Genomic DNA, 24,421 nt, shown 5'->3' on the forward strand with positions numbered 1-24,421 from the left:
CATAGTGACTGTCGTCACGAAAATAGGCGACGATTTTCAGTAGAGTGCTTTTTTGTTCCTCCCAATAAACATGATCCATGAGGAGTCTCGTATGTCTCAGTCTGACGTTTTTCATCTCGGCCTCACCAAGAACGATTTACAAGGGGCCCAGCTTGCCATCGTGCCGGGCGATCCGCAGCGCGTAGAGAAGATTGCCAAGCTGATGGAAAATCCGGTGCATCTGGCCTCCCATCGTGAATTCACCACCTGGCGCGCGGAGCTGGACGGCAAGGCGGTGATCGTCTGCTCCACCGGCATCGGCGGCCCGTCTACCTCTATCGCGGTGGAAGAGCTGGCGCAGCTGGGCATCCGCACCTTCCTGCGCATCGGCACCACCGGCGCCATTCAGGCGAACATCAACGTCGGTGACGTGCTGGTCACCACGGCGGCGGTACGCCTCGACGGCGCCAGCCTACACTTTGCGCCGATGGAGTTCCCGGCGGTCGCGGACTTCGCCTGCACCACCGCGCTGGTGGAAGCGGCCAAAGCCAGCGGCGCGACCACCCACATTGGCGTAACCGCCTCTTCCGATACTTTCTACCCGGGCCAGGAACGTTACGATACCTACTCCGGCCGCGTGGTCAGCCGTTTCAAAGGCTCGATGGAAGAGTGGCAGGCGATGGGCGTGATGAACTATGAAATGGAATCCGCCACGCTGCTGACCATGTGCGCCAGCCAGGGCCTGCGCGCCGGCATGGTGGCTGGGGTGATCGTCAACCGCACCCAGCAAGAGATCCCGAACGCCGAGACCATGAAAAACACCGAAAGCAAAGCGGTGCAGATCGTGGTGGACGCCGCTCGTCGCCTGCTGTAATCACCTTCCCTGAACGGGCCGCCGACGCGGCTCGTTTTTCCATTCGCGACTAATCTGTTACGGTGATACTCCTCAGCGCTGCGCCGATGGCCGCCGCGCGTTGTCAGAACAACAACAACGAGGACGTTTATGACCGCCCAGATCCTGCTTCATCCTTCGCTTGCGCCGCTCGACGGTGGCATCAATTTCCGTGACTTCGGCGGCAACGGCGTGGCCGATGGGCGCCGCATCAAGCGCGGCCTGCTGTTTCGCTCCGGTTCCCTCGAGCGGCTGACGGAAAACGACTGCGCCTTTCTCGCCGGTGTGCCGGTGCGTTCGGTGCTGGACTATCGCGATGCCGACGAAGTGCAGGCCAAGCCGGATATTCTGTGGAATGGTGCCGACTATCATCACGTGCCGGCCAACCCGCTGAGCAGCGAAGTCAACGCCAACCTGGAGAAGCTCACCAACGAAACGCTGGCCGCTTTCGACGCCCGCGCGTTCATGCTGGAACTGTATCGTCGCCTGCCGTTCGGCAATGCAGCCTATCAGCGGCTGGCGCAGCTGCTGAGCAATCCTGGCGGCGGCGCCATCGTGCAGCATTGCGCGGTCGGCAAGGATCGCACCGGGGTCGGCTCGGCGCTGGTGCTGTTCGCGCTGGGGGCCGACGAGGCGACCGTGCTGGAAGACTATCTGCTGACCGAAACCACGCTGGCCGCTTTCCGCGAGCAGATGCTGGATCAGCTGTCTATCAAGCTGAATGCGGCGGCGCTGGAGCAATTCGCCTACGTGCTCAGCGCGCGTGAGGAGTTCCTGATGACCGCGCTGGGCTGCATCCGTCAGCAATACGGCTCCACCGACCGCTGGCTGGAGGCGGAATATGGTCTGGGCGCGGCACAGCGCGAAGTGCTGCAGGCGTTCTACCTCGAGTAAATCGCCGCGTGTTTAACCGGGGTTTAACTCGCCCCGGCCTATCCTAAGCGGTGAATTATCGCGTATCAGGAGCCCCGCATTGAGCCTCAATGACGTTATCAACTGGGTCAGCGACGTCGTGCGTCAGCACGAAGGCTGGGCCATTCCCATCATCTTTTTCCTGGCGTTCGGCGAGTCGTTGGCGTTTTTGTCGCTGCTGTTGCCGGCCACGGTGATCCTGCTGGCGCTGGGCGCGCTGATCGGCGAAAGCGGCATCGCCTTTTGGCCGATTTGGGCCGCCGCCGCCGTCGGGGCATTTTTCGGCGACTGGCTCTCTTACTGGATCGGCTACCACTATCAGGATCGCGTGGCCCATATGTGGCCGCTGTCGCGCAATCCGCAGTTGCTGGCGCGCGGGCACGCGTTCTTTGAACGCTGGGGCGTGCTGGGCATTTTCATCGGCCGCTTCTTCGGCCCGCTGCGCGCCGTGGTGCCGCTGGTGGGCGGCATTTGCGGCATGCCGCAGCGCTACTTCCAACTGGCCAACGTCACGTCGGCGATGATCTGGGCGTTCGGTATTCTGGCGCCGGGGGCATTCGGCATCAAGTGGCTCAGCCAGTGGCTGGGTTGATTTCTCGCTAAATTGCGCAGCGCTGCGCAATATTGTGCGTGGCTGGCAAAATCAGGCTGGACATCCATACAGCCTCCCCTTAACGTGACGGGCAATGGGCGTGCAAAACGCCGCAACGGCAAGGTGCAACAGGAGGCAGGGTGGATACCAGTCTGATTTATGGGATTGGCGGCGTAGCGATCGGCATGCTGTTGGGGTGGCTGATCGCCAGTCTGCGGGTGCAGCAGACGCATGCGCAACATGAAACCGAGCTGCGGTTGCTGGAGCAAGCGTTGCAGCAGGCGCAGCAGGAAACGGCGGCGCGGCAGGAAACGTTGCAGCGCCACGAGCAACAGCTGCGCCAGAGCGAGCTGGAGCTGCGCAATCTGCACAGCCAACTGGCGGCCGGGCATGAGAAGCTGCAACAGCTCAACCATTGGCGCAACGAATGCGAACTGCTCAATCAGGAGCTGCGTGCCCAGCGCGAGGTCAATAGCGCGCAAGAAGCCGAACTGCGCGAAGTCACCATCCGTCTGGAAGAGACGCGCATGGCGGCGGAAGAGAAGCAACGCCTGCTTATCAACAGCGAACAGCGGCTCACCACCCAGTTTGAAAATCTCGCCAACCGCATTTTTGAACACAGCGGCCGCAAGGTTGACGAGCAAAATAAGCAAAGTCTGGATCGTTTACTGTTGCCGCTGCGCGAACAGCTGGACGGTTTCCGCCGTCAGGTGCAAGACAGCTTTGGCCAGGAGGCGCGGGAGCGCCACACGCTGACGCACGAGATACGCAATCTGCAGCAGCTGAACGCGCAGATGGCGCGCGAGGCCATCAACCTCACCAAGGCGCTGAAAGGCGACAACAAGACGCAGGGCAACTGGGGCGAGGTGGTATTGAGCCGGGTGCTGGAGGCCTCAGGCCTGCGCGAAGGGCACGAATATGAAACGCAGGTCAACGTGCGGGTGGATCACCAGAGCCGCATGCAGCCCGATGTTATCGTGCGTCTGCCGCAGGGCAAGGATGTAGTGATCGACGCCAAGATGTCGCTGATCGCCTACGAACGTTATTTCAACGGTGAAGACGAAGTGGAGCGCGAAGCGGCGCTGAGCGAACATATCGCTTCGCTGCGTGGCCACATCCGCATGCTGGGCCGCAAGGACTACCAGCAATTGCCGGGGCTGCGCTCGCTGGATTATGTGTTGATGTTCATTCCGGTCGAACCCGCCTTCCTGCTGGCTATCGATCGCGAGCCGGAGCTGATCAGCGAAGCGCTCAAGCACAACATCATGCTGGTCAGCCCGACCACGTTGCTGGTGGCGCTGCGCACCATCACCAATCTGTGGCGCTATGAACATCAGAGCCATAACGCCCAACGCATCGCCGATCGCGCGGCGAAACTGTATGACAAGATGCGGCTGTTCGTGGACGATATGTCCGCGCTGGGGCAGAGTCTGGACAAGGCTCAAGGCAGTTATCGTCAGGCGATGAACAAACTGAGCGAAGGCCGTGGTAATCTTATTGGCCAAATTGAAGGTTTTCGCGCGTTGGGGGTTGAGGTCAAACGGCCGATCAACCCGCTGCTGGCGCAGCAAGCCGGCGCGCAACACGATGAAGCGGAAGAGGCGAACGACGACGATGTCGCCGCGCTGCCGCAGATGAACGACGATGATGATACCGCCGGGGAACCGGGCTTCGTTTCGCACGGCTGAGGCCGTGGTGAGGTGGGGTATTCCCCGGGCTTCTGGTACACTCATCCACACAAAATTGACTGAATAGCAGGCAGGACAATGGCAGATCAATCGCAGGAAACCACCGATTTCGGTTTTCGCACCGTCGCTAGAGACGAAAAACAGGCCATGGTGGCGGACGTTTTTCATTCGGTAGCGGCAAAGTATGACGTGATGAACGACCTGATGTCGTTCGGCATTCACCGTATCTGGAAGCGTTTCACCATTGACTGCAGCGGCGTGCGCCGTGGGCAGCGCGTACTGGATCTGGCCGGCGGCACCGGCGACCTGGCCGCCAAGTTCTCCCGCATGGTGGGCGAGCAGGGGCAGGTGGTGCTGGCGGACATCAACGATTCGATGTTGAAAATGGGGCGCGAGAAGCTGCGCGATCGCGGCATTGTCGGCAACATCAACTACGTCCAGGCCAATGCGGAAGCGTTGCCGTTCCCGGACAACTACTTCGATTGCATCACTATCTCCTTTGGCCTGCGCAACGTCACCGACAAAGACAAAGCGCTGCGTTCGATGTTCCGCGTGCTGAAGCCGGGCGGCCGCCTGCTGGTGCTGGAGTTCTCCAAGCCGCTGCTGGCGCCGCTGAGCAAAGCCTACGACGCTTACTCCTTCCACGTGCTGCCGAAGATCGGCGAGCTGGTGGTGAAAGATCCGGACAGTTACCGTTACCTGGCGGAATCGATCCGCATGCACCCCGATCAGGAAACCCTGAAGGGCATGATGGGCAACGCCGGTTTTGAAAACGTCACCTATTTCAACCTGACCGGTGGGATTGTCGCCCTGCATCGCGGCTTCAAGTTCTGAGAGGGAGATGCCGATGCTGTTTACCCCTCTGCTGACCGGTGCGCTGGAAACCTCGCTGAATAATCTGCTGTTTCGCGATCGCAGCATGAAAGCCGCCCGCCAACGTTTGGCGGGCAAGGTGCTGCGCATTGAACTGGAAGAGTTGGCTTCGCCGCTGGTGCTGGTGTTCAGCGAACTGCGCGTGGATGTGCTGGGGCAGTCTGAAGACAGCGCTGATTGCACGGTGCGCAGCCGCATTCCCTCCTTGCTGAAGCTGCGCGATCGCCAGCAGTTGCCGGTGCTGATGCGCAGCGGTGAATTGACGGTGGAAGGCGATATTCAGGTGGTGCAACAGCTGGTTGGCCTGCTCGATCTGGCGGAGTGGGATCCGGCGGAGTGGCTGGCGCCCTACATCGGCGATATCGCCGCTCAGGGCATCACGCAGGCGCTGGGAAAAGGTGCCTCGTTACTCAAGACCGGATTGATGCGTCGGCAACAAGACATGGCGGAGGCGCTGACCGAAGAGTGGCGTCTGGCGCCGGGGCCGCTGGAAGTGGTGTGGTTCCATGAAGAAGTCGACGCGCTCGCCCGCAGCGCGGAAGCGCTGATTGCCCGTATGGACAAGTTGGAGGGCAAGCGATGACCCCAGGCGAACTGCGTCGTTTGTATTTTATCGTCCGCGTTTTTCTCAGCTATGGGCTGGATGAGCTGATCCCTAAAATGCGTTTGACGCTGCCGCTGCGCTTCGGCCGCCGGCTGCTGTTCTGGATGCCGAATCGGCACAAGGACAAACCGCTGGGCGAACGCCTGCGGCTGGCGCTGCAGGAGTTAGGGCCGGTCTGGATCAAGTTCGGCCAGATGATGTCGACCCGCCGCGATCTGTTTCCACCGCAGATTGCCGATCAGCTGACGCTGCTGCAGGATCGGGTGGCGCCTTTCGACGGTGCGTTGGCGCGCAAGCATATCGAGTTGGCGATGGGCGGCCCGCTGGAAACCTGGTTCGACGACTTCGAACAGCAGCCGCTGGCTTCTGCTTCGATAGCGCAGGTGCACACCGCGCGGCTGAAAACCACCGGTCAGGAAGTGGTGCTGAAGGTGATCCGGCCGGATATCGGGCCGGTTATCAAGGCCGACGTGCGGCTGATGTACCGGTTGGCCGGCTGGGTGCCGAAGCTGCTGCCGGACGGCCGCCGCCTGCGTCCGCGCGAAGTGGTGCGCGAGTACGAGAAAACGCTGCTGGACGAATTGAACCTGCTGCGCGAAGCGGCCAACGCCATTCAGCTGCGCCGCAATTTCGACGGCAGCCCGATGCTGTATGTGCCGGAGGTCTATTCCGACTACTGCCGCGAAAGCGTATTGGTGATGGAACGCATCTATGGCATTCCGGTTTCGGACATCGCCACGCTGGAGCAACAGGGCACCAACATGAAACTGTTGGCGGAACGCGGCGTCCAGGTGTTCTTTACCCAGGTATTCCGCGACAGCTTCTTCCATGCGGACATGCATCCCGGTAATATTTTCGTCAGCTATGAACATCCGGAAGATCCCTGCTACATCGGCATCGACTGCGGCATCGTCGGTTCGCTGAACAAGGATGACAAACGTTACCTGGCGGAAAACTTCATCGCCTTCTTCAACCGCGATTACCGTAAGGTGGCGGAACTGCACGTCGATTCCGGGTGGGTGCCGCGCGACACCAATGTGGAAGACTTCGAATTCGCCATCCGCACGGTGTGCGAACCGATTTTCGAGAAGCCGCTGGCGGAGATTTCCTTCGGCAACGTGCTGCTGAACCTGTTCAACACCGCGCGCCGCTTCAATATGGAAGTGCAGCCGCAGCTGGTGTTATTGCAGAAGACCTTGCTGTATGTTGAAGGTCTGGGGCGCCAGCTCTATCCGCAGCTGGATCTGTGGACCACCGCCAAGCCGTTCCTCGAGAGCTGGCTGCGCGATCAGGTCGGCATTCCGGCGGTGGTGCGCGCGCTGAAAGAGAAAGCGCCGTTCTGGGCGGAGAAGCTGCCTGAACTGCCCGAGCTGTTTTACGACAGCCTGCAGCAACATAAACTGTTGCAACAAAGCGTTGATAAGCTGACTAATCAGATGCAGGCTCAGCGGGTTCGTCAGGGGCAGTCACGTTATTTGTTCGGCGTTGGCGCTACACTGTTGGTAAGCGGCACGCTGTTGCTGCTGGGGCAAATCGAGGTGTTTCCCGCCTGGATGATGGCCGCCGGCATCGTATGCTGGGTGATTGGCTGGAAGCGAACCACCTGATCTAATTCGTTACTCTGGTAAAGTCGGCCCTATAATGCGGGCTGGCTTTAAAAGACCCTTTAAATTAGAGGTAATTAAAATGGGCGGTATTAGTATTACGCAATTGTTGATCATCGCAGTGATCGTGGTGCTGCTGTTCGGTACCAAAAAACTGCGCACGCTGGGCTCCGATCTCGGCGCCTCGATCAAGGGCTTCAAGAAGGCGATCGGCGACGATACGCCGTCGACTACCAACACGGCTGAAAAAAGCAGCCTGGATGACGCTGACTTCTCGGCCAAGCCTATTACCGAAAAGCAGCCGGAAGTGAAACCGGAAGAGTCGAAGAACAAAGAGCAGGTATAAACCGTGTTTGACATTGGGTTTAGTGAGCTGCTGTTGGTGCTGGTGATCGGCCTGGTTGTTCTGGGGCCGGAACGGTTGCCGGTCGCGGTCAGAACGGTGTCGGGCTGGATCCGCGCGCTGCGCTCGCTGGCGGCCTCGGTGCAGCACGAACTGTCTCAAGAGCTGAAGCTGCAGGAGCTGCAGGACAGTCTGAAAAAAGCGGAACAGGCCGGCCTGCAGAACCTGACGCCGGAGCTGAAGGCGTCGATGGATGAGCTGAAAGACGCGGCGGAATCTTTGAAACGCACCTACCGGGGCGAGAAAGAAGAGCTGGCGAATACCATTCATAATCCGCAGGTCACCGATCCGGAAGCCTTGCATGACGGCGTGACGCCGGCTGAAGCGGCAACCCGCGCCAGCGCGCCCGCCGCTGCGCCAAAACCGCCAGCGGAGCCTGAAGCCGTCGCGCCCGTGTCACCGGCACCGCCAGTGGCGGCGCAACCCGCTAAAGCGCCGGTGGAAACGGCGCCTGCCTCTGTCGAACCTGTTGCGGATAAAACCCCAGCGTCTCACCAACCTAGTGGCGATCGTTAATACATGGCTGTTGAAGATACCCAACCCCTTATCAGTCATCTGATAGAGCTGCGCAAGCGGCTGTTGAACTCGATTATTTGCGTGCTGGCGGTGTTCGTGGTGCTGGTGTTTTTCGCCAATGACATCTACCAGCTGGTTTCCGCGCCGCTGCTCAAGCAGCTGCCGGCCGGGGCGAGCATGATCGCCACCGACGTGGCGTCACCGTTCTTTACTCCGATCAAGCTGACCATGATCGTCTCGGTGTTCGTCTCTGCGCCGATGATCCTGTATCAGGTATGGGCATTCATCGCGCCGGCGCTGTACAAGCACGAACGCCGCCTGATGATGCCGCTGCTGGTGTCCAGCAGCCTGCTGTTTTACCTCGGTATGGCCTTCGCCTACTTCATCGTGTTCCCGCTGGCCTTCGGCTTCTTCGCCAAGACCGCGCCGATGGGGGTGACCATTGCTACCGACATCAAAAACTACCTCGACTTCGTCATGGCGCTGTTTATGGCGTTTGGCGTCGCCTTCGAAGTGCCGGTCGCTATTATTCTGCTGTGCTGGAGTGGCGTCACTTCGCCGGACGACCTGAAGAAGAAACGGCCGTATGTGCTGGTCGGCGCGTTTGTGGTCGGCATGTTGTTGACGCCGCCGGACGTGTTCTCGCAAACCCTGTTGGCGATACCGATGTATCTGCTGTTTGAAGTCGGGGTGTTCTTCGCCCGCTTCTATACCGGCAAACGTCGTCCGCAGGCGGAAGAAGAAGACGAGGGCGACGAACCCCCAGCCCCCTGAACCACATTGATTGCTAAGCCGCCCATTGGGCGGCTTTTGCTTTGGAAAAAACCATGTTTGATATCGGCGTTAATCTCACCAGCAGCCAATTCGCCAAAGACCGTCAGGTGGTGGTGGAGCGTGCCCGCGCCGCAGGGGTGACCGGGATGTTGATTACCGGCACCGATCTGCCGGAGAGCCGCGAAGCCGCCGAACTGGCGCAACAACATCCGGGCTATTGTTGGTCTACCGCCGGCGTGCATCCGCACTACGCCAGCAGTTGGAATGAACAAACCGCCGAGCAGATTTATGCCCTGGCCGCCCGCCCCGAAGTGGTGGCGGTCGGCGAATGCGGTCTGGATTTCAACCGCAATTTCTCGACGCCTGAGCAGCAGGAAGCGGCGTTCACTGCGCAGCTGGCGCTGGCGGCGGAGTTGGCGCTGCCGGTTTTTCTGCATTGCCGCGACGCACACGCACGTTTTGCCGAGCTACTGACGCCGTGGTTGGATAAACTGCCCGCGGCCGTGGTGCACTGCTTCACCGGCACCGCCGAAGAATTAGCAAGCTGCCTGTCGTTGGGCCTGTCGATCGGGATTACCGGTTGGGTCTGCGACGAGCGGCGCGGCCTGGAATTGCGCGCCCTGTTGCCGCAGATCCCGGCCGAGCGTCTGCTGCTGGAAACGGACGCCCCTTATCTGTTGCCCCGGGATTTACTGCCTAAACCCGCATCTCGCCGCAACGAACCCTGTTTCCTGCCCCACATCGTGCATCAGGTCGCCATCTGGCGGCAGGAAGAGCCGCAATGGCTGGGGCAAAAAACCGATGAGAACGCCCGCCGGCTATTCCGGCTGGTTTGAGCTAGGAGAAAACTATGAGCTATGCATTTCCGGGCACCTTCCCTGGTCGCCGTATGCGCCGCGTGCGCCGTCATGACTTCAGCCGCCGCCTGGTGGCCGAGAACCAACTGACGGTCAACGACCTGATCTATCCGGTGTTTGTTATGGAAGGCAGCAACCGCCAGGAAGAAGTGGCCTCGATGCCGGGCGTATCGCGCATGACGATCGATCTGCTGGTCAAGGAAGCGGAAACCATCGCCAAACTCGGCGTGCCGGTGATCTCCCTGTTCCCGGTGATCGAACCGGGCCTGAAATCGCTGCATGCAGAAGAAGCCTATAACCCGGAAGGGCTGGTGCAGCGCACGGTGCGCGCGCTGAAAGACGCGGTGCCTGAGCTGGGCATTCTGACCGACGTAGCGCTCGATCCTTACACAACGCACGGGCAGGACGGGGTGATCGATGAACAGGGCTACGTAATTAACGACGTGACCAAAGACATTCTGGTGCGTCAGGCGCTGTCCCATGCCGAAGCGGGCGCGGAAATCGTGGCGCCGAGCGACATGATGGACGGCCGCATCGGAGCGATCCGCGATCGTCTGGAGCTGCAGGGCCTGGTGAACACTCAGATCATGGCCTACTCCGCCAAGTACGCTTCCTGCTACTACGGCCCGTTCCGCGATGCGCTGGGCTCCAGCGGCAATCTGAAGGGCGGCAACAAGAAGACCTATCAGATGGATCCGGCCAACAGCGACGAAGCGCTGCAGGAGATTGCACAGGATCTGCAGGAAGGTGCGGACATGGTGATGGTGAAGCCGGGCATGCCGTACCTGGACGTGGTGCGCCGCGTGAAGGATACCTTCGGCGTGCCGACCTTCGCTTATCAGGTGTCCGGTGAGTACGCCATGCACATGGCGGCGATTCAGAACGGCTGGCTGCAGGAGCAGCCGGCGGTGATGGAGTCGTTGATGTGCTTCAAACGCGCCGGTGCCGACGGCGTGCTGACTTACTTCGCCAAGCGTGTCGCCCAGTGGCTGCATGAAGAAGCGCTGCGCCGCTAAGCGCGAAACCGTAAAAAAGGCGCCTGAGGGCGCCTTTTTACATTACATTTTCTGGAATTGCCGATTGTCGATGCTTTGACTGACCTGTTTGTTGATCAGGTTCAGCAGCAGCATGGAGCGCGCCTCGCCGTCTGGCTCGGTGTAGATCGCCTGCAATCCTTCGAACACGCCGTCGACGATCAGGACGGTATCCCCAGGCTGCGGGGTTTCCGGATCGACATAGGCTTCGCTGGCGTGGGTGCGCAGCTCATCGATCACCTTGCTCGGGATGACGCTCGGCAGCGTGCCGAAACGCACGAAGTGGCTGACGCCGCGGGTGGCGCTGATGGTGGTGGTGTGAATGCGCTCCGGGTCGAACTCCACAAACAGATAGTTGGGAAACAGGGGTTCGCTGACCGCAATGCGTTTGCCACGCACGATTTTTTCCAGCGTGATGATCGGGCTGAGGCAGTTTACCTGCTGCCGTTCCAGATGTTCCTGCGCCCGCAACAGCTGACCGCGTTTGCAATAAAGTAGATACCAGGATTCCATAATTTCACATGCCTTTCTGCCAGCCGGTAAGCATATCAAAAGCTATTCCGGATACATAGTGATGCAAGTTTCAGCATGTAACATCGCCTATCTCTATGAATCTATGGCTATTAGCGAAGGGTCACACACTTGTCGATACGGTGCTGGTATAACAGAGGGCTGAAAAATTTGTTACCGTCACAGTATGGCAAGGCGTTGCGCCACCGGCTGTGACGCTATTCATCGTTTTTGACCGAGGGGGAGAGAAATGGAGCTGTTTCTGTTGAGCAACGGCAAGCTGTCTGGCGAAGCCGAACTGCTGGGGTACGCCAAAAGCCAACTGCTGGCGATGATTGCGCGCCGCGGCATTAAATCCGCCGTCTTTATCCCTTACGCGCTGATCCGTTACGACTACGATCGGCGTGCGCAGGAGCTGGCGCAAACGTTGGGCATTGAAGTCACCAGCATCCACCACGCCGCTTCGCCCGCGGAGGCCATCGCGCAGGCGGAATGCATTTTGGTCAGCGGCGGCAATACCTGGTTGCTGAACCAGATGCTGCACGAGCAAGGCCTGATTGTGCCTATCCAGCGCGCGGTGCGCGAACGCGAAGTGCCTTACGTCGGCTGGAGTGCCGGTTGCAACGTGGCCACGCCGAGCATTCGCACCACCAACGATATGCCGGTGCGCTGCAGCGTGGTGCTGCCGGCGCTAGGGCTGTTCCCGGTGCAGATCAACCCGCATTACATCGATGCGCATATCAGCGGCCACATGGGCGAAACCCGTGATGAGCGCCTGGCGGAGTTCTGCGCGATCAACCCGAGCGAATCGGTAGTGGCGCTGCGTGAAGGCAGCCTGTTGCACGTTGAAGGCAACGAGCTGCGTTACTTCAGCGCCAACGGGCAAGGCTTCAAAGTGTTCCGCCACGGCGAAGAGACGCGCGAATATCAGGATACGCACGCATTGGCCTCACTGGTGCCGTTCCACTGCCGCTGAACGCCGCCCGGCAGCGGGCGGCGTTAACAAAATTGCAGCAACAACCGTGAAGAGGGCTTATAATGCCCTCCCCACTGGCCGCTATAATGATCAGCATGAAATACCGTGACTTACGCGATTTCCTCTCGTTGCTGGAGAAGAGAGGGGAACTAAAACGCATCAGCCAGCCGATCGATCCTTACCTGGAAATGACGGAGATTGCCGATCGCACCCTGCGGGCGGGCGGCCCGGCATTGCTGTTTGAAAACCCGAAAGGGTACGACATGCCGGTGCTGTGCAACCTGTTCGGTACCGCCAATCGCGTGGCGATGGGCATGGGGCAGGAAGACATCAGCGCGCTGCGCGAAGTCGGCAAACTGCTGGCGTTCCTCAAAGAACCGGAACCGCCGAAAGGTTTCCGCGATCTGTTCGACAAAATGCCGAAGTTCAAGCAGGTGCTGAACATGCCGACCAAGGTGCTGGGTTCAGCGCCTTGTCAGGAGCAGGTATGGCAAGGCGATGATGTCGATCTCAGCCGTATTCCGGTGATGCACTGCTGGCCGGAAGACGCCGCGCCGCTGATCACCTGGGGGCTGACGGTGACCCGCGGCCCGCACAAGGAACGGCAAAACCTCGGCATCTACCGCCAGCAGGTGCTGGGCAAGAATAAAGTGATCATGCGCTGGCTGTCGCACCGCGGCGGCGCGCTGGATTACCAGGAGTGGTGCCAGGCGCATCCCGGCGAGCGTTTCCCGGTCGCCGTGGCGTTGGGCGCCGATCCCGCCACTATCCTCGGCGCGGTCACGCCGGTGCCGGATACCCTGTCTGAATACGCCTTTGCCGGGCTGCTGCGCGGCAATAAAACCGAAGTGGTCAAGTGCCTTTCCAACGATCTGGAAGTGCCCGCCAGCGCTGAAATCGTGCTGGAAGGCTATATCGAACCGGGTGAAATGGCGCCGGAAGGCCCGTACGGCGATCACACCGGCTACTACAATGAAATCGACCAGTTCCCGGTATTCACCGTCACCCACATCACCCAGCGCCGCAACGCGATCTATCACTCGACCTACACCGGCCGGCCGCCGGATGAGCCGGCGATCCTGGGCGTGGCGCTGAACGAAGTGTTCGTGCCGATCCTGCAAAAGCAGTTCCCGGAAATCGTTGATTTCTATCTGCCGCCGGAGGGATGCTCGTATCGCCTGGCGGTAGTGACCATGAAAAAACAGTACGCCGGCCACGCTAAACGCGTGATGATGGGCGTCTGGTCGTTCCTGCGGCAGTTTATGTACACCAAATTTGTTATCGTCTGTGATGATGACGTCAATGCGCGCGACTGGAACGACGTGATTTGGGCGATCACGACACGAATGGATCCGGCAAGGGATACCGTTCTGGTGGAGAATACGCCGATCGACTATCTGGACTTCGCCTCGCCGGTTTCCGGGCTGGGTTCGAAGATGGGGCTGGACGCCACCAATAAATGGCCGGGTGAAACCGATCGCGAATGGGGCCGTCCGATTCAGATGGATGAAAAGGTACGTGCGCGCGTCGACGAAATCTGGGATGAGCTCGCAATCTTCAGTGACAGGGAGCCGACGTTATAACGTCAGGCTCTGTTCTCAGCTTTGCATTGATGACCCGACAGAGGGAACGCATGACAATATTGAGCTGTAAAGTGACCTCGGTAGAGGCCATTACCGATACGGTTTATCGGGTACGTCTGGTGCCTGAACAGCCGTTTTCTTTCAAGGCAGGGCAATATCTGATGGTGGTGATGGACGAGCGCGACAAGCGTCCGTTCTCGCTGGCATCTACCCCGACGCAGCAAGATTATATCGAGCTGCATATCGGCGCTTCGGAACTGAATTTGTACGCCATGGCGGTGATGGATCGCATCCTGAAAGAGCAGGCGATCACCGTCGACATGCCGCACGGCGATGCCTGGCTGCGGGAAGAGGGCAGCCGTCCGCTGGTGCTGATCGCCGGTGGCACCGGTTTCTCTTATGCGCGTTCAATTCTGCTGACCGCGTTGGAGCAGCAGCCCGATCGCGACATTTCTATCTACTGGGGCGGGCGTGAGCTGAAGCACCTGTACGATCTGAGCGAGCTGGAAGCGCTGTCGTTGCAGCACCCGAACCTGAAGGTGATCCCGGTGGTCGAGCAGCCGGATGCCGAATGGCGCGGCCGCAGCGGCACCGTGCTCAGCGCGGTGCTGCAGGATTTCGGGACGCTGGCGGAGCATGACATCTATATCGCCGGGCGTTTCGAGATGGCGAAAATCGCCCGCGAGCGTTTCTGCGCCGAGCGCGGCGCGCAGGAAGCGCATATGTTCGGCGACGCGTTTTCGTTTATCTGACAGAAGCGATGCACAGTGAACGGGGTGGCCGAGGGTCGCCCCGTTTTTATTTGGGCGTCGGCAAATTTCAGGCATAAAAAACCCGCCCCTGACAGGCGGGAAGAACGGCAACTAAACTTGGCGGGATGCCGCGATTTGAAGTGGTGACGCGGTCATCCCAAGATAGACACAGCTAAACGCGTTCAAAGACGGTGGCGATACCCTGGCCCAGACCGATGCACATGGTCGCCAGGCCAAACTGCGCGTCGCGACGTTCCATGTTGTTCAACAAGGTGGTCGAGATGCGAGAGCCTGAACAACCCAGCGGGTGGCCGAGCGCGATGGCGCCGCCGTTCAGGTTGATCTTGTCGTCGAGGCTGTCCATCAGCCCCAGATCCTTGATGCACGGCAGCGACTGGGCGGCGAACGCTTCGTTCAGCTCGAACAGATCGATGTCCTGCACGCTCAGACCGGCACGTTTCAGCGCCAGCTTGCTGGCCGGCACCGGGCCGTAGCCCATGATGGAAGGATCGCAGCCGACGACCGCCATCGAGCGGATACGGGCGCGGGCCTTCAAACCGAGCGCTTTGGCGCGCGATTCGCTCATCAGCAGCATGGCGGAAGCGCCGTCCGACAGGGCGGAAGAACTGCCGGCGGTGACGGTGCCGTTGACCGGATCGAACGCCGGGCGCAGGGCCGACAGGCTTTCGACGGTGGTTTCCGGGCGAATGACTTCATCGAAGTCGAAACGGGTCAGCACGCCGTCGGCGTCGTGGCCGTTGGTCGGTACGATCTCGTTTTTAAAGTAACCCGCCAGCGTCGCTGCATGCGCGCGCTGGTGGGAGCGGGCGGCGAATTCATCCTGCATCTGGCGGCTGATGTTGTGCATCTTGGCCAGCATTTCGGCGGTCAGCCCCATCATCCCGGCGGCTTTGGCCACGCTGCGGCTCAGGCCCGGATGGAAATCCACGCCGTGGTTCATCGGCACATGGCCCATGTGTTCCACGCCGCCGATCAGGCTGACGTGCGCGTCGCCCACCATGATGGCGCGCGCCGCGTCATGCAGCGCCTGCATCGAAGAGCCGCACAGGCGGTTGACGGTCACCGCCGGCACGCGGTGCGGGATCTCGGCCAGCAGCGCGGCGTTGCGGGCGATGTTGAAGCCTTGCTCCAGCGTCTGCTGCACGCAGCCCCAGTAAATGTCATCGATCTCGGCGGCGTCCAGCGCCGGGTTGCGGCTCAGCACTTCGCGCATCAGGTGAGCGGAGAGATCTTCGGCGCGTACCTGGCGGAAGGCGCCACCCTTGGAGCGGCCCATCGGCGTGCGTACGGCATCAACAATAACTACGTTTTCCATCTTTATGACCTCATGCCGGTTGGCGGGTAGCGACGTCGGACAGCGGTGTCGCCACCGGGTAGTAGCTTTCATTGCGCTCGGCCTTGGCGCGCAGACCGGCCGGCACCTGATACAGAGCGCCGAGGTGTGCGTAACGCTGGGCCAGCTCAACGTAGTTGGCGGTGCCAAGCGTATCCAGGTAGCGGAACGCGCCGCCGTGGAACGGAGGGAAGCCGATGCCGTAGACCAGCGCCATATCGGCTTCCGCCGGGCTGGCGACGATCTTCTCTTCCAGGCAGCGAACCACCTCGTTGATCATCGGGATCATCATGCGCGCGATGATTTCTTCGTCGCTGATGGTCTGGCGCGGTTGGCTCACTTCGGCCAGCAGCGCATCGGTCTGTTCGTCGTTGTCCTTGCGCGGCTTGCCTTTGTTGTCCTGGCTGTAACGGTAGAAGCCCAGTTGGTTTTTCTGACCGAAGCGCTGGCTGTCGAACATCACGTCAATGGCGTCGCGGTAGTCTTTGCTCATGCGATCCGGGAAGCCGGCGGCCATCACCGCCTGCGCGTGGTGCGCGGTATCGATGCCCACGACGTCGAGCAGGTAGGCCGGGCCCATCGGCCAGCCGAACTGTTTCTCCATCACTTTATCGATCTGACGGAAGTCGGCGCCGTCGCGCAGCAGCAGGCTGAAACCGGCGAAATACGGGAACAGCACGCGGTTGACGAAGAAGCCCGGGCAGTCGTTCACCACGATCGGCGTTTTGCCCATGCGGCTGGCGTAGGCCACCACTTTGGCGATGGTGTCGTCGCTGGTCTGTTCGCCGCGGATGATCTCGACCAGCGGCATGCGGTGCACCGGGTTAAAGAAGTGCATGCCGCAGAAGTTTTGCGGGCGCTTCAGCGATTTTGCCAGGTGATTAATCGGAATGGTCGAGGTGTTCGACGCCAGAACGGTGTCTTCACCGATCAGGCCTTCCACTTCCGACAGCACGGCGGCTTTCACCTTCGGATTCTCCACCACCGCTTCGACGATCACCTGCGCGCGCTCGATGCCGGCGTAGTCCAGCGTCGGCTGAATGGTCGACAGCACCTGCGCCATTTTCAGGCCATCCAGCTTGCCGCGCTCCAGCTGCTTGTTGAGCAGCTTGGCCGCTTCGCTCATGCCCAGCGCCAGCGACTTGTCGCTGATGTCTTTCATGATCACCGGCACGCCTTTCAGCGCCGATTGGTAGGCGATGCCGCCGCCCATGATACCGGCGCCCAGCACCGCCGCCTGTTTCGGCGCATCCACATTCTTGGCCAGCTTTTTCGCCTGGCCCTTCACGAACTGGTCGTTGAGGAAGATGCCGACCAGCGCGCGCGCTTCGTTGGAACGCGCCAACGGCACGAAGCTGGCGGTTTCCAGTTTCAGTGCTTCATCGCGGCCCAGCTTGGCGGCGGCTTCAATGGTTTTCACTGCGGTCATCGGCGCCGGGTAATGTTTGCCGGCGGTCTGCAGCACCATGCCTTTGGCGGTGGTGAAGCTCATCGCCGCTTCGATCGGGCTGAGCTTCAGCGGCTCCAGCTTCGGTTGACGCGCGGCGCGCCAGTCCAGTTTGCCGTCGATCGCCTGTTGCAGCATTTTGAGCGCCGCTTCGGCCAGTTTTTCCGGCGCCACTACCGCATCGACCAGGCCGACTTTCAACGCGTCTTTGGCGCTGACGTCTTTGCCGGCGGCGATGATTTCCAGCGCGCTGTCGTTACCCAGCAGGCGCGGCAGGCGGACGGAACCGCCGAAGCCCGGCATGATGCCCAATTTGGTTTCCGGCAGGCCGATACGCGCGTCCGGTGAGGCGACGCGGAAATCGGTCGCCAGAATGCATTCGCAACCGCCGCCAAGCGCATAGCCGTTAATGGCCGAAATGGTCGGCACCGGCAAATCTTCCAGCCGGTTAAAGACGTTGTTGGCGAACACCAGCCACTCTTGCAGCTTTTCGGCCGGCGCGGCGAACAGAGAAAGGAATTCGGTGATATCGGCGCCGACGATAAACGCGGCTTTGGTGGAGCGCAGCAGCAGCCCCTTCAGCGCAGGCTGGTTTTCCAGCACGGTGAGCGCTTCGCCCAGGCTGGCGACGGTGCGGGTATCCAGCTTGTTGACCGAGCCTGGTGCATTGAACACCAGCTCGGCGATGCCGTTATCGAGCCAGTGCAGTTGTAATGTTTCGCCTTGGTAGAGCATGTCTATCTCCTGAATCAGCGTATGATCTGGTATGACCAGATGAAGAGGAGTGTGGTTTTTATGTTAATAATATGCAAATAAGAGATTGCATATTTGCTGGTCGGATCACATCTCACCAAGTTAGTGTTTTGATTTAGAACGAAGTTATATTTTATGTGCTATCGGCATTTGCTGGAGTTGGTCGGCCCTCATACACTTGCTCGCAGCGATTGATCATTCAGACGAGGTTACGCATGAATAAGGCGGCTTGTGTCAAACGCAGCGGCTTATGGAGCATTCCCGCCAGAACCATGACGCTGGCGTGTCTGTTGGTGTTCATGGCACAAATGGCGACGACCCTGTACCTGCCTTCGCTGCCGACGGTGATGCGGGAGTTGACGATGAGCCGGCGAGCCACCGAGTTGTCCATTTCAATTTTCGTCATCGGCGCTGCGTTGCCGGTGCTGTTCTGGGGCGCGGCGGCCGATCGCTTTGGCCGTCGAGCGCCGCTGACGCTTTCCCTGTTTCTCTTCATTGGCTGCAGCGGGCTGTTGGCGCTGTGCAGCAACGGTGCCGAGCTGCTGACCCTGCGCGCTCTGCAGGGCGTCGGCGCCGGCGGTGCGGCGATCATTGCGCGTATCATCGTGCGGGATAACTGGAGCGGTGATGAGCTGGCGCGCCGTCTGTCGGTGCTCTCCATCGCTTTCATCACCGCGCTGGGCGGGGGGCAGTTTATCGGCGGCCTACTCAGCCAATATTCGCACTGGCAGATGGGCTTCGTCTTGATGGGCGCCACCGGATTGACCGTTCTGGCGCTGATGGCGACGCTGCCGCTGGAGGCGGGGCGGGCACGCGGGCCACGTCCGGCGATGGCGGCCACCTACTTCGCCATCCTGCGGCGGCCGGGGTTCTTTTGGCCGGCCTGCGTTGGCGGGCTGGGCTTCGCCACCACGGTGACGTTGCAGGAGGTGAGCCCGTTCGTCATGCAGCAAGGTTTTGGTCTCAACGTCACGGCGTTCGGCGCGTTGGGATTGGTGATCGGCATCGCCTACTTTAGCGGCGCGTTGACGGTGAACCGCACGGTGGCGCGTGTCGGCGGGAAAAAGCTGATGCAAACCGGCAGCGGCATCGTGGCTCTGGCGACGGCAGCGATCCTGCTGTTGTGGTGGAGCGGCGTCCTGGCCGGCCTTTCCGGCATGGTGGTGTTCATCGCGCTGTATTGCCTGACTATTTTTGGCCAGGCGGTGCTGTTTCCCAACAGCATGGCGATGGCGGTCAGCGACGCCAAAGAGTACGGCGCCTATGCGATGGCGCTGTGCGGTTTTCTGCAGCAGTGTCTGGCGGGCGTCGCCGCAGCCGGCGCGGTGTTGTTGGAGCACCATGGCCTGTGGGCGCTGGCGATAGCGCTGCTCGGTCTGGCCGGCTGGCTGATGGTTAAACTGCGGATGTAACGGCATTTGCAGGGAATTGCGAGCTGCTCCGCATGCCCAACGCGATGAGGTTGGTGCGCCGGAGCGCTGTGTTAAGATGGCTTCTTTCGTGCTAAGGCATAAGGGTATTGTGATGGAAACGCTGGCTTCTTTGTATAACGACCACCTGGCAGAGCTGCAAAAACGCGCGCGCGAAGTGCTTGAGCGCAACAAGTTGGATGCGCTGCTGATTCACTCCGGGGAACTGCAAAAGGTATTTTTGGACGACCATAGCTATCCGTTCAAAGTGAATGCGCATTTCAAAGCCTGGGTGCCGGTGACGTCGGTGCCGAACTGCTGGTTGTGGATCGACGGCGTCAATAAGCCGAAGCTGTGGTTCTACTCTCCGGTTGACTATTGGCATAGCGTAGAGCCGCTGCCGAACAGTTTCTGGACCAAATCCCTTGAATTGATGCCGCTGGCCAACGCTGACGCTATTGCGCAGCAGCTTCCGCCTCAGCGTGAGCGCGTCGGCTATATCGGTTATGCGCAACAGCGCGCCCGCGATCTCGGCATCCCTTCTGAGAACATCAATCCGAAAGCGGTGTTGAACTACCTGGATTTCCACCGTTCGATCAAAACCGGTTACGAGCTGGCCTGCATGCGCGAAGCGCAGAAGACGGCGGTAACCGGCCATCGCGCGGCGCATGAGGCCTTCCTCTCCGGCATGAGCGAGTTCGACATCAACCTGGCCTACCTGACGGCGACCGGCCACCGCGATACCGACGTGCCTTACGACAACATCGTGGCGCTGAACGAACACGCTTCGGTGCTGCACTACACCAAACTGGATCACCAGCCGCCGGCCGAGTCACTGAGTTTCCTGATCGACGCCGGTGCGGAATATAACGGCTACGCCGCCGATCTGACCCGCACCTATGCAGCGCAAAGCGGCAGCGAGTTCGCCCACCTGGTGAAAGATCTCAATAGTGAACAACTGGCGTTGATCGACACCATCAAGACCGGCGTGCGCTATACCGACTATCATGTGCAGATGCACCAGCGCATCGCCAAGCTGCTCAAGAATCACAAGCTGGTGAACGGCCTTAGCGAAGAGGCGATGGTTGAAACGGGCATCACCACGCCGTTCCTGCCGCACGGGTTGGGTCACCCGCTGGGCCTGCAGGTGCACGACGCCGCCGGCTTTATGCAGGATGAGCAAGGCACCCATCTGGCGGCGCCGTCCAAGTATCCGTTCCTGCGGTGTACCCGCGTGTTGCAGCCGGGCATGGTGTTGACCATCGAACCGGGTCTGTACTTTATCGACTCTCTGTTGGCGCCGTGGCGCAGCGGTGAGTTCAAGCAGCACTTCGCCTGGGATCGCATCGATGCGCTGAAGCCGTATGGCGGCATCCGTATCGAAGACAACATCGTGATCCACGAAAAGCGCATCGAGAACATGACGCGCGATCTGAACCTGGCCTGATGCGGCCGTACCCGATACCGGCGGAAGCAACCTGCTTTACCGAAGAGATAAAGAAGAGCCGTTTTATCACCCTGCTGGCGCCGACCAGCGGGGTAGAAGCGGCAAAGGCGTTTATTCAGCAGGTACGGGATGAGCACCCGGCGGCGCGGCACCACTGCTGGGCCTTCGTCGCCGGTAGTCCCGATGACTCGCAGCAGTTGGGGTTCTCCGACGACGGCGAACCGTCGGGCACCGCCGGCAAACCGATCCTCGCGCAGCTGATGGGCAGCGGTATCGGCGAAGTGACCGCCGTGGTTGTCCGTTACTACGGCGGCGTCAAATTAGGCACCGGCGGGCTGGTGAAAGCCTATGGCAACGGCGTTCAACAGGCGTTGAAGCAGTTGGCATTGGTACAAAAGGTGCCGGAAGCCGAATATATCTTGCAGTGCGACTATGCGCAGTTGGCGTTGGTGGAGAACTTGCTGCAGCAAACCGCAGGTCGGATCCTGCAGGGCGAATACGGCGCCGCCGTCGTGCTGCATCTGGCGTTGCCGGCCACCGAGGTCGATCTGTTTGGGAATAAATTGCGTGATCTCAGTCGCGGTAATTTGCAATTAACCCCCATTTCGCAATAATTCCTCCCAATTGAATTGCTAAGGATCTTGCTGAAATGCATTTTCGCGCCATAACCCGTATCGTTGGTCTGCTGGTCATCCTGTTCTCCGGGACGATGTTTATTCCCGGCCTGGTGGCATTGATTTACCGCGATGGGGCGGGGCGCGCGTTCAGCCAAACCTTCTTCGTGGCGCTGACCATCGGCCTGATGCTGTGGTGGCCGAACCGCAAACAGAAACACGAGCTGAAGCCGCGCGAAGGCTTCCTGATCGTCGTATTGTTCTGGACCGTGCTGGGCAGCGTAGGGGCATTGCCGTTCCTGTTTTCGGAACGGCCCAACTTGTCACTGACCGACGCCTTCTTTGAATCCTTCTCGGGATTGACGACCACCGGTGCGACGACGCTGGTGGGATTGGACTCGCTGCCGAAGGCCATTCTGTTTTATCGCCAAATGCTGCAATGGATGGGAGGTATGGGGATCATCGTGTTGGCGGTGGCGATACTGCCGATACTAGGCGTCGGCGGCATGCAGCTGTATCGGGCGGAAATGCCTGGGCCGCTGAAAGATAACAAGATGCGTCCGCGCATTGCCGAAACCGCCAAAACCCTGTGGCTGATCTATGTATTGCTGACCGTGGCCTGCGCGCTGGCGCTATGGGGTGCCGGGATGTCGGTGTTCGATGCCATCGGCCACAGTTTCTCGACTATCGCCATCGGCGGTTTTTCTACCCACGACGCCAGTATCGGTTATTACGCCAGTCCGACCATCAACACCATCATCGCCGTGTTCCTGCTGATTTCCGGCTGTAACTATGGCCTGCACTTCGCTTTGCTGAGTGGCCGCAGTCTGAAGGTGTATGGGCGCGATCCTGAATTCCGCATGTTTATCTTCGTTCAGCTGACGCTGGTGGTGGTGTGTACGTTGGTGCTCTGGGGGCATGGCGTGTACAAGAGCGGTATGGAAACGCTCAATCAGGCGTTTTTCCAGGTGGTCTCGATGGCGACCACGGCCGGTTTTACGACCGACAGCATCGCCAAATGGCCGCTGTTCTTACCGATGTTGTTGCTGTGTTCGGCGTTCATCGGCGGCTGCGCCGGCTCGACCGGCGGCGGCCTGAAGGTGATCCGTATTCTGCTGCTATACCTGCAGGGCTCGCGCGAGTTGAAGAGGCTGGTGCACCCCAACGCGGTCTATACCATCAAATTGGGCAATCGCGCGCTGCCGGAACGCATTCTGGAAGCGGTATGGGGATTCTTCTCCGCCTACGCGCTGGTGTTTATCGTCAGCATGCTGGCGATCATTGCCACCGGTGTCGACGACTTTTCCGCGTTCGCCGCAGTGACGGCAACGCTCAATAACCTTGGCCCCGGCCTGGGCGTGGTGGCGGATAACTTCACCACGATGCCAGCGGCAGCCAAGTGGATCCTGGTGGTGACGATGCTGTTCGGGCGTCTGGAAGTGTTTACATTGCTGGTGCTGTTCACGCCAACCTTCTGGCGTGAGTGAGCCTGATATAAGGAGTACGCCATGAAGGCATTGATACTTTATTCGAGCCGTGACGGGCAAACACGTGCTATCGCTTCTTATATAGCAAGCAAGTTGCAGGACACGCTGCGCTGTGAGGTGATCGATCTGCTGCAGGCGGAACAGGTCGACCTTAGCCAGTATCAGCAGGTGATGATCGGCGCCTCCATCCGCTACGGGCACTTTAACCCGGTACTGGATAAATTCGTTAAGCGCCATGCCGAACAGCTGAATAGGATGCCGAGCGCGTTCTTCGCGGTGAACCTGACCGCGCGTAAACCGGAAAAGCGTTCGCCGCAAACCAACGCCTATACCCGCAAGTTCCTGTTGGCCTCGCCGTGGCAGCCAAAACAGTGCGCGGTGTTTGCCGGCGCATTGCGTTATCCGCGCTATCGTTGGTTCGACCGCATCATGATTCAATTTATTATGCGTATGACGGGCGGTGAAACGGATACCAGTAAGGAAGTGGAGTACACAGATTGGCAGCAGGTCGATCGTTTCGCCCAGGAATTTAGCCAGATCCAGTACGAAAAGTGACAAAAACGCGGGTTTGGCCAGCGTTTTGCCGAAAAAATCCGCGCTTGAAAAGTTTTTTGCAATTAGGGGTTGCGGCCCGCCGAGAACTCCCTATAATGCGCCTCCACTGACCGGGAACAACGACTGACAAGCCGCCGGGTCAGCGAGAGAAAAGCGAAATAAACGCTTGACTCTCCGGGTGAAAAGCGTAATATACGCCACCTCGAGTTAGCAAGCGAAAGCGCCTAACTCACTGCTCTTTAACAATTTATCAGACAATCTGTGTGGGCACTCCACAAGACGATATCCAGCATCTTCGGATGCAAAAAAATATCAAGTCTTGAAGAGTGACTAACTGAAGTAAAATTCATGCAGTAAATCTTTGAGCATCGCTTCTCGAGTGGAAGCAAATCAAGCTTTTAATTGAAGAGTTTGATCATGGCTCAGATTGAACGCTGGCGGCAGGCTTAACACATGCAAGTCGAGCGGTAGCACAGGGGAGCTTGCTCCCTGGGTGACGAGCGGCGGACGGGTGAGTAATGTCTGGGAAACTGCCTGATGGAGGGGGATAACTACTGGAAACGGTAGCTAATACCGCATAACGTCGCAAGACCAAAGAGGGGGACCTTCGGGCCTCTTGCCATCAGATGTGCCCAGATGGGATTAGCTAGTAGGTGGGGTAATGGCTCACCTAGGCGACGATCCCTAGCTGGTCTGAGAGGATGACCAGCCACACTGGAACTGAGACACGGTCCAGACTCCTACGGGAGGCAGCAGTGGGGAATATTGCACAATGGGCGCAAGCCTGATGCAGCCATGCCGCGTGT

The 24,421-nt window shown here is 59.7% G+C and carries 23 protein-coding genes and 1 rRNA gene; 21 read left to right on the top strand and 3 right to left on the bottom strand.

Translation table 11 applies throughout. The features are described 5' to 3' along the window. Positions 1 to 91: 91 nt before the first annotated feature. From udp to hemB, 12 genes are all read left to right on the top strand, one after another. The gene (gene udp / locus AC6BYQ_RS14725; RefSeq protein WP_004934432.1) at positions 92 to 853 is read left to right on the top strand and encodes a uridine phosphorylase; all 762 of its coding nucleotides are present in this window, start codon (positions 92 to 94) and stop codon (positions 851 to 853) included. 129 nt (positions 854 to 982) lie between these two features. Continuing rightward, the gene (locus tag AC6BYQ_RS14730) at positions 983 to 1,765 is read left to right on the top strand and encodes a tyrosine-protein phosphatase (protein ID WP_498057094.1); all 783 of its coding nucleotides are present in this window, start codon (positions 983 to 985) and stop codon (positions 1,763 to 1,765) included. Positions 1,766 to 1,844: 79 nt separating this feature from the next. After that, positions 1,845 to 2,375 carry a DedA family protein gene (locus AC6BYQ_RS14735; protein WP_019455291.1) on the top strand — a complete coding sequence of 177 codons (531 nt, stop codon included), beginning with the start codon at positions 1,845 to 1,847 and terminating at the stop codon, positions 2,373 to 2,375. A gap of 140 nt (positions 2,376 to 2,515) precedes the next feature. Continuing rightward, positions 2,516 to 4,063, top strand: a complete 1,548-nt coding sequence (gene rmuC, locus AC6BYQ_RS14740; RefSeq protein ID WP_498057095.1) for a DNA recombination protein RmuC — start codon at positions 2,516 to 2,518, stop codon at positions 4,061 to 4,063. Positions 4,064 to 4,141: 78 nt separating this feature from the next. Then, on the top strand, positions 4,142 to 4,897 hold the full coding sequence (gene ubiE, locus AC6BYQ_RS14745) for a bifunctional demethylmenaquinone methyltransferase/2-methoxy-6-polyprenyl-1,4-benzoquinol methylase UbiE (protein WP_004934443.1): 756 nt from the start codon (positions 4,142 to 4,144) through the stop codon (positions 4,895 to 4,897). Positions 4,898 to 4,910: 13 nt separating this feature from the next. Further along, positions 4,911 to 5,519, top strand: coding sequence for a ubiquinone biosynthesis protein UbiJ (gene ubiJ, locus AC6BYQ_RS14750; RefSeq protein ID WP_019455289.1), 609 nt, complete (start codon positions 4,911 to 4,913; stop codon positions 5,517 to 5,519). Continuing rightward, positions 5,516 to 7,147, top strand: a complete 1,632-nt coding sequence (gene ubiB / locus AC6BYQ_RS14755) for a ubiquinone biosynthesis regulatory protein kinase UbiB (protein ID WP_019455288.1) — start codon at positions 5,516 to 5,518, stop codon at positions 7,145 to 7,147. The genes ubiJ and ubiB overlap by 4 nt, the downstream gene beginning before the upstream one ends. Positions 7,148 to 7,226: 79 nt before the next feature. Next, on the top strand, positions 7,227 to 7,490 hold the full coding sequence (gene tatA, locus AC6BYQ_RS14760; RefSeq protein ID WP_019455287.1) for a Sec-independent protein translocase subunit TatA: 264 nt from the start codon (positions 7,227 to 7,229) through the stop codon (positions 7,488 to 7,490). A gap of 3 nt (positions 7,491 to 7,493) precedes the next feature. Beyond that, positions 7,494 to 8,063 carry a Sec-independent protein translocase protein TatB gene (gene tatB / locus AC6BYQ_RS14765; protein ID WP_019455286.1) on the top strand — a complete coding sequence of 190 codons (570 nt, stop codon included), beginning with the start codon at positions 7,494 to 7,496 and terminating at the stop codon, positions 8,061 to 8,063. A 3-nt stretch (positions 8,064 to 8,066) separates the two neighbouring features. Then, positions 8,067 to 8,837, top strand: coding sequence for a Sec-independent protein translocase subunit TatC (tatC, locus tag AC6BYQ_RS14770; protein ID WP_019455285.1), 771 nt, complete (start codon positions 8,067 to 8,069; stop codon positions 8,835 to 8,837). A 53-nt stretch (positions 8,838 to 8,890) separates the two neighbouring features. Continuing rightward, entirely contained in the window at positions 8,891 to 9,673 is a 783-nt protein-coding gene (gene tatD / locus AC6BYQ_RS14775) for a 3'-5' ssDNA/RNA exonuclease TatD (RefSeq protein WP_025160386.1), read from the top strand. Positions 9,674 to 9,687: 14 nt separating this feature from the next. Beyond that, positions 9,688 to 10,710 (top strand): porphobilinogen synthase, encoded by a 1,023-nt coding sequence (gene hemB, locus AC6BYQ_RS14780; protein ID WP_042783470.1) that lies wholly within the window; start codon positions 9,688 to 9,690, stop codon positions 10,708 to 10,710. A 42-nt stretch (positions 10,711 to 10,752) separates the two neighbouring features. Here hemB and rfaH read toward each other — a convergent pair whose 3' ends face one another. Next, complete coding sequence (rfaH, locus tag AC6BYQ_RS14785) at positions 10,753 to 11,241, bottom strand: transcription/translation regulatory transformer protein RfaH (protein WP_498057096.1); 489 nt, start codon at positions 11,239 to 11,241, stop codon at positions 10,753 to 10,755. A gap of 247 nt (positions 11,242 to 11,488) precedes the next feature. Here rfaH and pepE point away from each other — a divergent pair, with 247 nt between their 5' ends. From pepE to fre, 3 genes are all read left to right on the top strand, one after another. Continuing rightward, on the top strand, positions 11,489 to 12,214 hold the full coding sequence (pepE, locus tag AC6BYQ_RS14790; protein WP_498057097.1) for a dipeptidase PepE: 726 nt from the start codon (positions 11,489 to 11,491) through the stop codon (positions 12,212 to 12,214). A 62-nt stretch (positions 12,215 to 12,276) separates the two neighbouring features. After that, complete coding sequence (gene ubiD / locus AC6BYQ_RS14795) at positions 12,277 to 13,797, top strand: 4-hydroxy-3-polyprenylbenzoate decarboxylase (protein ID WP_043129093.1); 1,521 nt, start codon at positions 12,277 to 12,279, stop codon at positions 13,795 to 13,797. Positions 13,798 to 13,847: 50 nt separating this feature from the next. Further along, positions 13,848 to 14,549, top strand: coding sequence for an NAD(P)H-flavin reductase (gene fre, locus AC6BYQ_RS14800; protein WP_025160385.1), 702 nt, complete (start codon positions 13,848 to 13,850; stop codon positions 14,547 to 14,549). Positions 14,550 to 14,721: 172 nt separating this feature from the next. Here fre and fadA read toward each other — a convergent pair whose 3' ends face one another. Both fadA and fadB read right to left on the bottom strand, forming a co-directional pair. Next, entirely contained in the window at positions 14,722 to 15,885 is a 1,164-nt protein-coding gene (gene fadA, locus AC6BYQ_RS14805) for an acetyl-CoA C-acyltransferase FadA (RefSeq protein WP_063918298.1), read from the bottom strand. A gap of 10 nt (positions 15,886 to 15,895) precedes the next feature. Next, complete coding sequence (gene fadB / locus AC6BYQ_RS14810; protein ID WP_154747345.1) at positions 15,896 to 18,085, bottom strand: fatty acid oxidation complex subunit alpha FadB; 2,190 nt, start codon at positions 18,083 to 18,085, stop codon at positions 15,896 to 15,898. A 233-nt stretch (positions 18,086 to 18,318) separates the two neighbouring features. Between fadB and AC6BYQ_RS14815 the strand changes: the two genes are divergently transcribed. From AC6BYQ_RS14815 to AC6BYQ_RS14840, 6 genes are all read left to right on the top strand, one after another. Continuing rightward, positions 18,319 to 19,515: an MFS transporter gene (locus tag AC6BYQ_RS14815; RefSeq protein WP_498057098.1), complete on the top strand. Its 1,197-nt coding sequence runs from the start codon at positions 18,319 to 18,321 to the stop codon at positions 19,513 to 19,515. A gap of 112 nt (positions 19,516 to 19,627) precedes the next feature. Further along, the gene (pepQ, locus tag AC6BYQ_RS14820; protein WP_019455276.1) at positions 19,628 to 20,959 is read left to right on the top strand and encodes a Xaa-Pro dipeptidase; all 1,332 of its coding nucleotides are present in this window, start codon (positions 19,628 to 19,630) and stop codon (positions 20,957 to 20,959) included. Then, entirely contained in the window at positions 20,959 to 21,573 is a 615-nt protein-coding gene (locus AC6BYQ_RS14825) for an IMPACT family protein (protein ID WP_063918300.1), read from the top strand. Before pepQ ends, AC6BYQ_RS14825 begins: the two co-directional genes overlap by 1 nt. A gap of 35 nt (positions 21,574 to 21,608) precedes the next feature. Beyond that, positions 21,609 to 23,060 (top strand): Trk system potassium transporter TrkH, encoded by a 1,452-nt coding sequence (gene trkH, locus AC6BYQ_RS14830; protein WP_004934492.1) that lies wholly within the window; start codon positions 21,609 to 21,611, stop codon positions 23,058 to 23,060. 21 nt (positions 23,061 to 23,081) lie between these two features. Next, positions 23,082 to 23,615, top strand: a complete 534-nt coding sequence (hemG, locus tag AC6BYQ_RS14835; protein WP_004934493.1) for a menaquinone-dependent protoporphyrinogen IX dehydrogenase — start codon at positions 23,082 to 23,084, stop codon at positions 23,613 to 23,615. A gap of 399 nt (positions 23,616 to 24,014) precedes the next feature. Further along, positions 24,015 to 24,421 (top strand): 16S ribosomal RNA (locus AC6BYQ_RS14840); the annotation flags it as partial.

The sequence above is a fragment of the Serratia sp. LTN-2 genome (genome assembly GCF_059740205.1).